General features: G+C 52.7%; 8 protein-coding genes (1 of these 8 running past the window's edge). 3 read left to right on the top strand and 5 right to left on the bottom strand.

The window, feature by feature from the left end:
- The 3 genes from mnmE to JMJ04_RS12240 form a co-directional block, all read right to left on the bottom strand.
- Positions 1-1,394 carry the 5' portion of a tRNA uridine-5-carboxymethylaminomethyl(34) synthesis GTPase MnmE gene (gene mnmE, locus JMJ04_RS12250; RefSeq protein WP_201370768.1) on the bottom strand. It extends 31 nt beyond the left edge of the window, so 1,394 of the gene's 1,425 nt are visible here — the first part of the coding sequence; it begins with the start codon at positions 1,392-1,394; its stop codon lies beyond the left edge, outside the window.
- A gap of 46 nt (positions 1,395-1,440) precedes the next feature.
- Positions 1,441-2,319 (bottom strand): formate dehydrogenase accessory sulfurtransferase FdhD, encoded by an 879-nt coding sequence (gene fdhD / locus JMJ04_RS12245; RefSeq protein ID WP_201370767.1) that lies wholly within the window; start codon positions 2,317-2,319, stop codon positions 1,441-1,443.
- A gap of 129 nt (positions 2,320-2,448) precedes the next feature.
- Positions 2,449-2,733 (bottom strand): hypothetical protein, encoded by a 285-nt coding sequence (locus tag JMJ04_RS12240; RefSeq protein ID WP_201370766.1) that lies wholly within the window; start codon positions 2,731-2,733, stop codon positions 2,449-2,451.
- 353 nt (positions 2,734-3,086) lie between these two features.
- Here JMJ04_RS12240 and JMJ04_RS12235 point away from each other — a divergent pair, with 353 nt between their 5' ends.
- Entirely contained in the window at positions 3,087-3,536 is a 450-nt protein-coding gene (locus JMJ04_RS12235; RefSeq protein ID WP_201370765.1) for a Fur family transcriptional regulator, read from the top strand.
- Positions 3,537-3,662: 126 nt separating this feature from the next.
- Here the strand turns inward: JMJ04_RS12235 and JMJ04_RS12230 are convergent, their stop codons facing one another.
- Together JMJ04_RS12230 and aroC are read right to left on the bottom strand one after the other, a co-directional pair.
- Positions 3,663-5,294, bottom strand: a complete 1,632-nt coding sequence (locus JMJ04_RS12230; RefSeq protein WP_201370764.1) for a penicillin-binding transpeptidase domain-containing protein — start codon at positions 5,292-5,294, stop codon at positions 3,663-3,665.
- 272 nt (positions 5,295-5,566) lie between these two features.
- Positions 5,567-6,718 (bottom strand): chorismate synthase, encoded by a 1,152-nt coding sequence (gene aroC / locus JMJ04_RS12225; protein WP_201370763.1) that lies wholly within the window; start codon positions 6,716-6,718, stop codon positions 5,567-5,569.
- Between the two features lie 546 nt (positions 6,719-7,264).
- Here aroC and JMJ04_RS12220 point away from each other — a divergent pair.
- Together JMJ04_RS12220 and moaC are read left to right on the top strand one after the other, a co-directional pair.
- Positions 7,265-8,623: a helix-turn-helix domain-containing protein gene (locus tag JMJ04_RS12220; RefSeq protein WP_201370762.1), complete on the top strand. Its 1,359-nt coding sequence runs from the start codon at positions 7,265-7,267 to the stop codon at positions 8,621-8,623.
- Positions 8,624-8,768: 145 nt separating this feature from the next.
- A complete protein-coding gene (gene moaC / locus JMJ04_RS12215; protein ID WP_007907906.1) occupies positions 8,769-9,281 on the top strand; it encodes a cyclic pyranopterin monophosphate synthase MoaC in 513 nt (170 codons plus the stop codon).

The raw sequence follows: 9,281 nt of genomic DNA, 5'->3' as shown, positions 1-9,281 counted from the left end.
CGATCTAGCAGGTCTTCACTGGCCGTCTCGCCTGTGACTTCGCCCAGGGCATCATAGGCAGCTCTTAAATCGATGGAGACAAAGTCCAGTGGCACTTCCTGACCTAAAGAAAGGATAGCGGCGTTCAGGTGTTCCGCGCCCCTGCGCAACGCCTCCTGATGGCGTGCACTGGTGATGAGAACGCTCTCATTGCCACTCACGTTACCAGCTTGCACCAGTTCGGCCAGCGCATTCTCTAGCGTCTCCAGCCCCTCCCCCGTCAGTGTGGAGGTCTGCACCAGGGAGGCACCCTGCCAGAGCGACTGGATGGCGGCGACATCAATTACCTGCTCACAATCAGCCTTGTTAATGACAACGACTACCGGACGCCTGGTTGCCTGTCCCTCGCGCTTTTCACCATAGCCCATGGCTCGCAGCTCTTGAGCCACCTGCCAATCCTGCTCAGTTAAAGCGGTCGCACCATCAAAAACATGCAGGATGACGTCCGCAGTTTCTGCGGCCAGGCGACTCCGCTGGACTCCAAGCTGCTCTACAGGGTCCTGGGTAGGCGTAATGCCCGCCGTGTCGATCAGGTGGAGGGGAATACCGCGTAAGTTCGCAATCTCTTCTACGGTGTCACGCGTTGTACCGGCAATGGGGGTCACGATGGCGCGTTCAATCCGTAGCAACGCATTGAGCAGACTCGATTTTCCCACATTGGGACGACCGATAATAGCGGTGCGCAGCCCCTGGCGATAGAGTCGTCCCTGCTCAGAGCCAGCCAGCAACCTGGCGATTTGCCGTTGCGCTTCTTCGATAAAAGGGAGCAACTCTTCGGCCTGTGGAGTAGGAATATCATCTTCCGGAAAATCAATACTGGCCTCGATGCGCGCGATGGCTCCAAGCATAGAGGTACGCGCCTGCTCCACCTGGTCTGAGAGCTTGCCACGTAGTTGCTGCATAGCGAGGCGTTGCCCCACTTCAGTCTGTGAGCCAATCAGGTCCATCACGGCTTCAGCCTGGGCCAGGTCCAGTCGCCCATTGAGAAAGGCGCGTAAGGTGAACTCACCAGGGTTGGCCATGCGCGCACCCTGAGCCAGTACGGCCCGCAGGATACGTCTGAGGATCAATGGACCACCATGTCCTTGAATCTCGACGACATCCTCACAGGTGTACGTGTGCGGGGCACGCATAAAGGCGACCAGGACCTCGTCTAGAATTTCCTGGGTCGCTGGATCTATAATTACTCTATATGTAAGCTGATGTGTTGGTGGCACAGGTGGAATATCTTCCCTGGATGGCCTGCGCAACAAGGGCGCAACCAGGCTAAAAGCATCGCTCCCACTTACGCGAATAATACCAACACCACCCACCCCTTGAGGGGTGGCAATAGCGGCAATTGTGTCGTTCTGCATGGCAGGATTATACCCCACCCCTCATACGCTCGCAAGCAGCCCCTAACTATAGAGTAATGCGCTCTGGATGCGTGTAAATATTCATAGAGTGGCCGCGCAAGAAGCCTACCAGCGTCATGTTACTCTTTTCGGCCAGGTCAACAGCCAGGCTTGAGGGGGCTGAGATGGCTATCACATAGGGGATACGCGCCTGGAGGGCTTTCTGGATTATTTCAAATGAGGTGCGACCGCTGACCAGGAGGAGGTTCTCGCGATACGGCAAGCCTTTATGTAAGAATCCATGTCCGATCAACTTGTCTACCGCATTATGCCGTCCAATATCTTCGCGCAAGAGCTGGAGTTCGCCACGAAGCGAGAAGAGGCCAGCGGCATGCAAACCTCCCGTATGACTAAATACCGCCTGTTGCTCGCGCAGACGTTGCGCGAGCATATATAACGTCTTGGCAGAAACTTGCAGGGTGTCTTGCTCTAGAGGTGGAGCGTCTTGCAGCAGCGAGGCGATGCTGTTCTTTCCACAGAGACCACAGCTAGATGAGACGGCGAAATGGCGTTCAAAACTTACGCCACCTGGCAGATCACAACTGGTCTCACTTGCGGCATTACCTGGCTGGCGTAGACGCACATTGATGACGTTCTCCAGTGGCAAGCCATCGCTATCTACTGCGCTTTCAATGCCTTCAATATCATCAATGGTGGAGAGTATACCTTCGCTAAAGAGAAAACCCAGAGCCAGTTCTTTATCATGCCCAGGAGTACGCATAATTACGGCCAGGCTCTCGCCATTGATCCGGACCTCAAAGGGCTCCTCTACTGCCAGGACATCTTCGCGCTCATGGTGCTCCATCTCCTGCCAGTGATTGACTGTCATTTGTACGATGCGCTCTGGATCCAGCTCCGAACGCCACAAATCACGCTGCGTACTCACGTCTCTCTCCACTCTTATAAATGAGAACCAGAGCAAGATGCCGAATCATTGAGCTGCGCTGTGATATGTAGGCGCGCTGCTAAAGCACGCGTCTACATATCGCGCCGCTCGTGGTTTTCGTATAATGTTCTAGTAGCGCCAGCGGCGCTCCTGTTTCTCTGCATATCTGCTATCGAAAGCTTCATATTCCGCAGTTGCGCGTGTCTGCTGGCTCTGCTCTCGTACACGGCGACGAAAATAGTATTTGCAGGCTCCCGGACGCACGGGATCTGGCGGCTCAATCGCGGCCAGGCCCCAGCCCTCTTGCTCCAGCCAGCGCCAAGCCTCGTACTCATCATCAAAGTCACGTACTACGTCGCCCGCGACAGTAAAGATCATGGTTCCCAGAAGGTATCTGTGCTCCCAGTGTATCATATATTCCTCTCTATCTAGCATGCATATCAACGCTTTGTTGGTGTTAAGAATACCTGCTTTTAGCGTTTCCTTCAGCTTCTATTATGAGAATAAACGGTGGCCTTTTTCTGTTCTGCATATACTTTTCGCTGACCTTTCGCGCCTACGGCGCTCAGGGGTAAGGGGGTGTGGATGGAAAACGGCTTTGCCGTTTTCCATCCACACCCCCTTACCCCGAGGGGAGCGTAGCGAGCCGAACCAGGAGATGGAAAGCCCTGACACTCACTATACCTACATTGACGCTTTATGTGTGGGGTGCTAGGATAGGCTCAAAGTATAATTTCAATCCAGTCCAGTCAGGTAAGGGAACTGCTATGCATCATTATGTTCGTATGGGCAACGAACTGTTGCGTAAACGTGGCTATCGCCTCACGCCTCAACGTCATATGATTTTGAGTGTGATTCAGGATGCCGATGCCCATCTACGCGTCGAGGAGATAGCCCAGCGAGTCCAGGAGCGCAATCCCTATGTCAGTCTCTCAACAATCTATCGCACACTGGAACTATTGCAAAAATTGGGCTTGATTCGCTCCGCCCACTTACCAGGCGGACAGCTCTATTATGAGGCGGTCCAGGACCATATTCATCACCACCACCTCGTCTGTCGCCAGTGTCAACATACCATTCACCTGGATACGGCTCTCCTGGGAGATCTACACGAGAAACTGGCACACATGTATGGCTTCCACGAGGTTACCCTTGACCTGCTGGCCTCTGGTTACTGTGATGATTGCTTGAAGCAGCTCACACAGGATAAGCAGTAGCCTTAAATCCAACTCTTGCCCTAGCCAAGACACCGCAGGGCACCAGAAAATATTGCAAATAGAGAGCAGAGGCTTTCAGCCGAAACTGAAAGCCTCTGCTCTCTATTTGTATGGTCTCTTAGCTTATTACAACAGATGCGCAATATTATGACAGTAGTTCATGGTCGACCCGGTGATTGACGGCGCCGCGGGCGGCAGATCTACCTTCACCAGATGCTGGTTAAAGATGTCGTTATAGGTGTTGGTGATCATGGGGCCAACAGCGTTCGCGCCCTCACCACCATTCTCTTTCATGGCCACAATTGTCAGAGCCGGCATTTTATCAGATTGCTGCCAATCATAGGGAGCCTGGGTGATCAGCCAGCCATGGGCAGGCTGTCCACCACCAAGCTCGGCAGTACCAGTTTTGCCGATGATATTCCAGGGCGAAGTCGATAGCATAGCACCGTGAACGAAATCATTATTGCCAGAGCCACACTGTACCACACCAAACATGGCTTGGCGCGTAGCAATGGCCGTTGACTGCTTGATCTGGGCATCGCCTAGCGTCTGAGGTGAGAAGGTCTTGACCGGCGCCTTATCACGCGTGGCGACCTTGCTCAAGACGGTGGGCTGCATCAGTTGCCCATCATTGGCTGCGATATTGTCGATCATCGCCATCTGGAAAGGGGTCACAAAGTCGACGCCCTGACCAAAGGCATTGTCAACCAGGGTGTTCTCGTCGAGCGTCCCATCGGTTTTGGTCACCCGGCTGACAGCGACGGGCAATTCAAAGGGGATCTTCTCGCCCACCATGAACTTCTTGTTGTACGCCAACCAGGAATCAACACCCATATCGTCGCCGATTTTGGCAAAGAGGATATTGTCTGAGTGCGAGAAGCCATAATTCGTCGAGACATGCGCGTTAGGATTCGTAAAACCATTAATGTTACTTACCGCAGGTGTAAAGAGGTGCTGACCCAGCGTGACTGGTCCCATCGTAAACTTTGGATCGTAAGTCTGCTCCAGGGAGGTCGCTCCCGAGTCGATACCCGCCATCAGGGTCATGGCCTTATAGGTTGAACCTGGTACATACTGGCCCTGGGTGGGACGGAAGACCAGGGGCCGCTCTGGATCATTGACCATCTGGTTGTAGTAGGAGAGGCTGGCATGAGTGAGCGTCTGCGCCATTTTGTTGGGATCATAGCCCGGGCTACTATATATGGCCAGGACCTCACCTGTATGGGGGTCCATGACCATGGCCGAGCCACGATCCGAGGCAAAAGAGTTGACGTTATCAACGGGGGCTTGCTGATTAAAGTGCTGCACCAAAATGCGCTGGATACGCACATCTATCGTGAGATAGATATCGTCGCCCACGGGCGAGCGGTGCAGCGTCTTATTTACCTGGTTATCTAATGACGTCATGCCGACACGCCCGGAGAGATAGTCGTCAAATTTGGCTTCCAGTCCCGTGGCCAGGAAGTATGGCCCGGGATAGTAACCAATCAAGCCCGCGAGCGAGGGTTCGTAGTAATGGCGTACGAAGCCACCACAGGCCTGTGGGTCCGGCTGTGAGTCGGCCAATAGGACGCCGTTGCGATCGAAAATGCGTCCGCGCTGTGGCACGCTGGTACTCATACAGCTACGCAAATTGCGCGGGTTGGAGGTCACCTGGTCGGCGACCGCGACCTGCCAGTAGACCAGGCCTGCGCTCATAGCTAGAAACAAGACCAGGAACAATTGCGTGATACGGCGAATACCGTGGCTTATGTTCATTTATGTCCTCAAATGTGCAGACAGCGTCCACGACTGCCTTTTTCTTTACAGCATGTATGCTATTGCTCTGTCAATCTTTATCAGAAAGGCTTTTTGCCGCCTGCGGCGGCAGGGAATTTGAGTGCAGAGGGGCTGACGCCCCTCTGCACTCCCCACCGTTCCCATCAACTTTCGCAGAGCAGTATACGCATTTATAGGAATGTATCATTCTTACACACTATTTTGCAATGTTGTGGGTAATTGTGGCGATACCTCTAGTAATATAAACGTTTCTAGGCCCGATAATGGCGCAGCATTTCCTCCATGCTGTCGCCACCATACTTCTCCAGCATGGCCTCGGTCAGGACAGCGGTCAGCATAGCCTCGCCGACAACGCCAGCCGCGGGAACGACACAGACATCACTGCGCTCGTAGCGGCTCTGATCGATGTTCTCGCCGGTTGCCAGGTCGACCGAGGGCAACGGATGCGCCAGGCTAGGAATGGGCTTGACGCCGACGCGGGCAACGATGGGCTCTCCATTGGAGATACCACCCTCAATGCCACCCGCGTTATTCGTCAGGTGCGACCAGGCTCCCTCAGACGAGCGGCGCAAGACGTCATGGACCTGAGAGCCAGTCTTACGCGTCGCGCCAAAGCCCGCGCCAATTTCAACGCCCTTGGTCGAGGGAATGCTCATCAGGGCCATGCCGATGCGAGTGCTCAAGCGGCGATCCCACTGGCTGTAGCTTCCCAGGCCAATGGGTACTCCGAAGGCGACAACCTCAAATACACCACCACAGGTATCGCCTGCGCGCTTGGCCTCCAGAATACGCGCGATCATCTTCTCGGTCAGTTCTGGGCTCGCGCAGCGCATTGGCGAGGCTTCAACCGCCTCCCACATCTCGGGAGAGTAGCCTTCAGGTGTCAGCGCGCGCTCTTCTTCGTAGCCAATATTGACGACGGAGAGGACATGGCTATGGATCTCAATACCAAACTGTGCTAGAAACTGGCGGCAGAGTCCACCAATGGCGACGCGCGAGGCTGTCTCTCGTGAACTAGAACGCTCAATAATATTACGTACATCATCCTGCCCATATTTGATCGCCCCAGTAAAGTCGGCATGCCCTGGACGCACACGCGTGACTGTCTCCATCTCAGCCTCGACAGGAGCGGCATTCATGCGCTCTTCCCAGTTCACCCAGTCACGATTCTCGATCTGCATGGTAATGGGCGAGCCGAGGGTCTTTCCATGACGCACACCGGAGAGGAAGCGGATCTCATCCTTCTCGATCTTCATGCGTCCACCCCGGCCATAGCCTCCCTGGCGCCTGCGCAAATCAGCGTCTACCAGCGCCTTCTCTACCTGCAATCCAGCGGGCAATCCTTCAACAACAATCGTCAGACAGGGACCATGCGACTCACCTGCGGTCAAAAAACGGAACATATTTTTTTAAACTCTCTTTTTTCTTTGACTTGCCTACTCAACTACGCATCTAGCTTATTTTATAGCATCTCGCTGTTCTTGAAAATGCGTCATCCCCACTTGTGCTATATATTTCTAACACCAAAAATACTGCTGGAGGTCGTTTACTCTACAAGTTAGAACGATTTTTTCTACAACCTACACAATAAACCTGAAATCTGTCGCTGCGAGGGATGAGAGCATATTCGGCTTCAGCCAGCTACGTCCTACTTCAGATTTGCTCTATATCGCTGCTCGATTACTCCTGTACGTTTCTAATGTACAGGTTTCAGCGGCATTTAAAGATATACGTTCGCTCTCTCTTAGGAATCATTATAGCATGTTGATAGACGTGTTTGTTCGCAAAGCGACTTTACTTGTAACACAAGCCTGACTTTACAATTTATCTTTACAATATTTATTGCATTAGCGTATTGACAGAAAACATAATTGTACTTTACAATATATTTGAAAGTACCTTTTGTGTATTTATGGATAAAATTTGCAAGAACTATGTAGGAGGCAACTATGTCCCCTGAACAAACGTCAAGCAAAATTGGAAAATCGGTAGGAGAAAAATTGCGAACCGCTCGCATTGCGCAACACTTGACGCAGAGCCAGCTCGCAGCTCCTGATTTTTCTGTCAGCTACATCTCAGCCATTGAGCGTGGACAAATCCACCCTTCTTTGCGCGCCCTGGAGATCCTGGCGACTCGCCTTGGCCTCTCTTCTACACAACTTCTGCCTAACCGATCTCAGGCAGAGGATCGTGCGAATAGTCTCTTTCCACTCCCAGAACGGGAAGAAGAAGAAATCGATCTCGCATTTATAGAGATCAATGTCTCTTTGCATGAAGGAAATACCGCTCATGCACTCGCACAACTCAATCGTATTCCCTTAAAACGCCTCAAACGTCCCCAGTTCTTGCGCCATCGGTTCCTTACAGGCTGGTCACACTTCAAAAATGCTCAATTCCAGCAAGCCGAGTATGTATTTAATGAAGCCTTGCAAATCGCCAAAGAACTCAACGATCATTACTTGACGCTACGCATACTCTACCTGCTTGCTCTCGCCTACAATGTCATGCGTAACTACAGCCAGGCGCTCCTCTCCTTTCAACGTTGCCTCAACGTCCTGGAAACCTCACCCATTCCCGTTGATCCCTTCTTTGCAACACAGTTACACATGCAGATAGGACAATATTACACCCAGCAAGAGAACCTGGATCTAGCCATTGACGCCTTCCGTAAAGCCCTTGATGCCATCGGCCCTGAGATCAACTCCTCTCAGAATCATGGAGCCTACCTCGATATCATTCGCCATCACAGCATCAGTAAAGAGTATGATCTTGCTACTCTTTACGCTTTTAAGAGCCTCTATCTCACAAACCAGGCCCAACTTGCTCAACTGAGAAGCGAAGTGTACTACTATCTGGGCCAAGCAATACTCAAAAACGATTCAGAGCAGGCTCGCTCATTTCTGGACAATGTGCTTCAACAAGAAGAACGCCTCCGCGCGCTCGACCCACTCTCGCTCGCAAGCCTCTACATTACTAATGCCTCCTGGTACTTTGCCCAGCAAGACTATGAGCAGGCTTACGCCTTTGCCCAGAAGAGCAAGGCGCTCGCTGATGAATTTGAAGACAATATCATCGGTGCGGAGACCTATATTGTTCTTGGGCGCATCGCTTATGCCCAGGGGAAACGGGCTCGGGGCGATGAAGACTTCATCAAGGGCCTGCATATTCTTGAACACCTGGAACGCCACGAAGAACTGGCCAATGAATCTGTGCATTACGCGCAACTGCTTGAGGAGAATGGCAAGGAACGCGAGGCCTTCGCCTACTTCCGCCGCGCTTTCCAGAGCCGCCAAAAGGTTGGCAAGTAAGCTAGTAGGTGGTGTAGTACAGTGGCCGCGTACACCAGTAGCGAACAACTATACCACACCACCTACTAGCCAGAATCTTCTTTTGTGAGAGTGACAAGCACTACAAGGGTACGTTATACTGGAGGACACAAAAGGAGGTCGCTTTATGTCTTCGCCAATCGATAAACCACAGCAACTGACACACCTGGACGAACAGGGCAATATCCACATGGTCGATGTGACCACCCGTCCCGATACGATGCGAGAGGCCATCGCCAAGGGACGCATACGCATGCAGCCCGAAACCGTCCGCTTAATTGAACACAACCAGGTCTCGAAAGGGAGCGTCCTGGAGACCGCAAAGATCGCGGGCATCATGGCCGCCAAGCAGACTCCACAGCTCATTCCACTCTGCCATCCACTGCCAATGACGCATATTGATCTCCATTTTCTCCTTGATAGCGAGCAGGGATGTATCTCGATTGAGGGGCGCACCCGCACAACCTATAAAACAGGTGTCGATGTTGAAGCACTCACCGCCGTTACTGTAGCCGCCCTGACGATCTATGATATGTGTAAAGGACTCGACACCACAATTACTCTGGAGCAGGCCTATGTCGCACAGAAGAGCGGCGGCAAAAGCGGCACCGTCTCCTTTACGCCAGAGCAACGGAGTTAG

It is taken from the genome of Ktedonobacter robiniae (assembly GCF_016587375.1).
GTDB lineage: Bacteria > Chloroflexota > Ktedonobacteria > Ktedonobacterales > Ktedonobacteraceae > Ktedonobacter > Ktedonobacter robiniae.
This window is presented reverse-complemented; position numbering and strand designations above follow the sequence as displayed.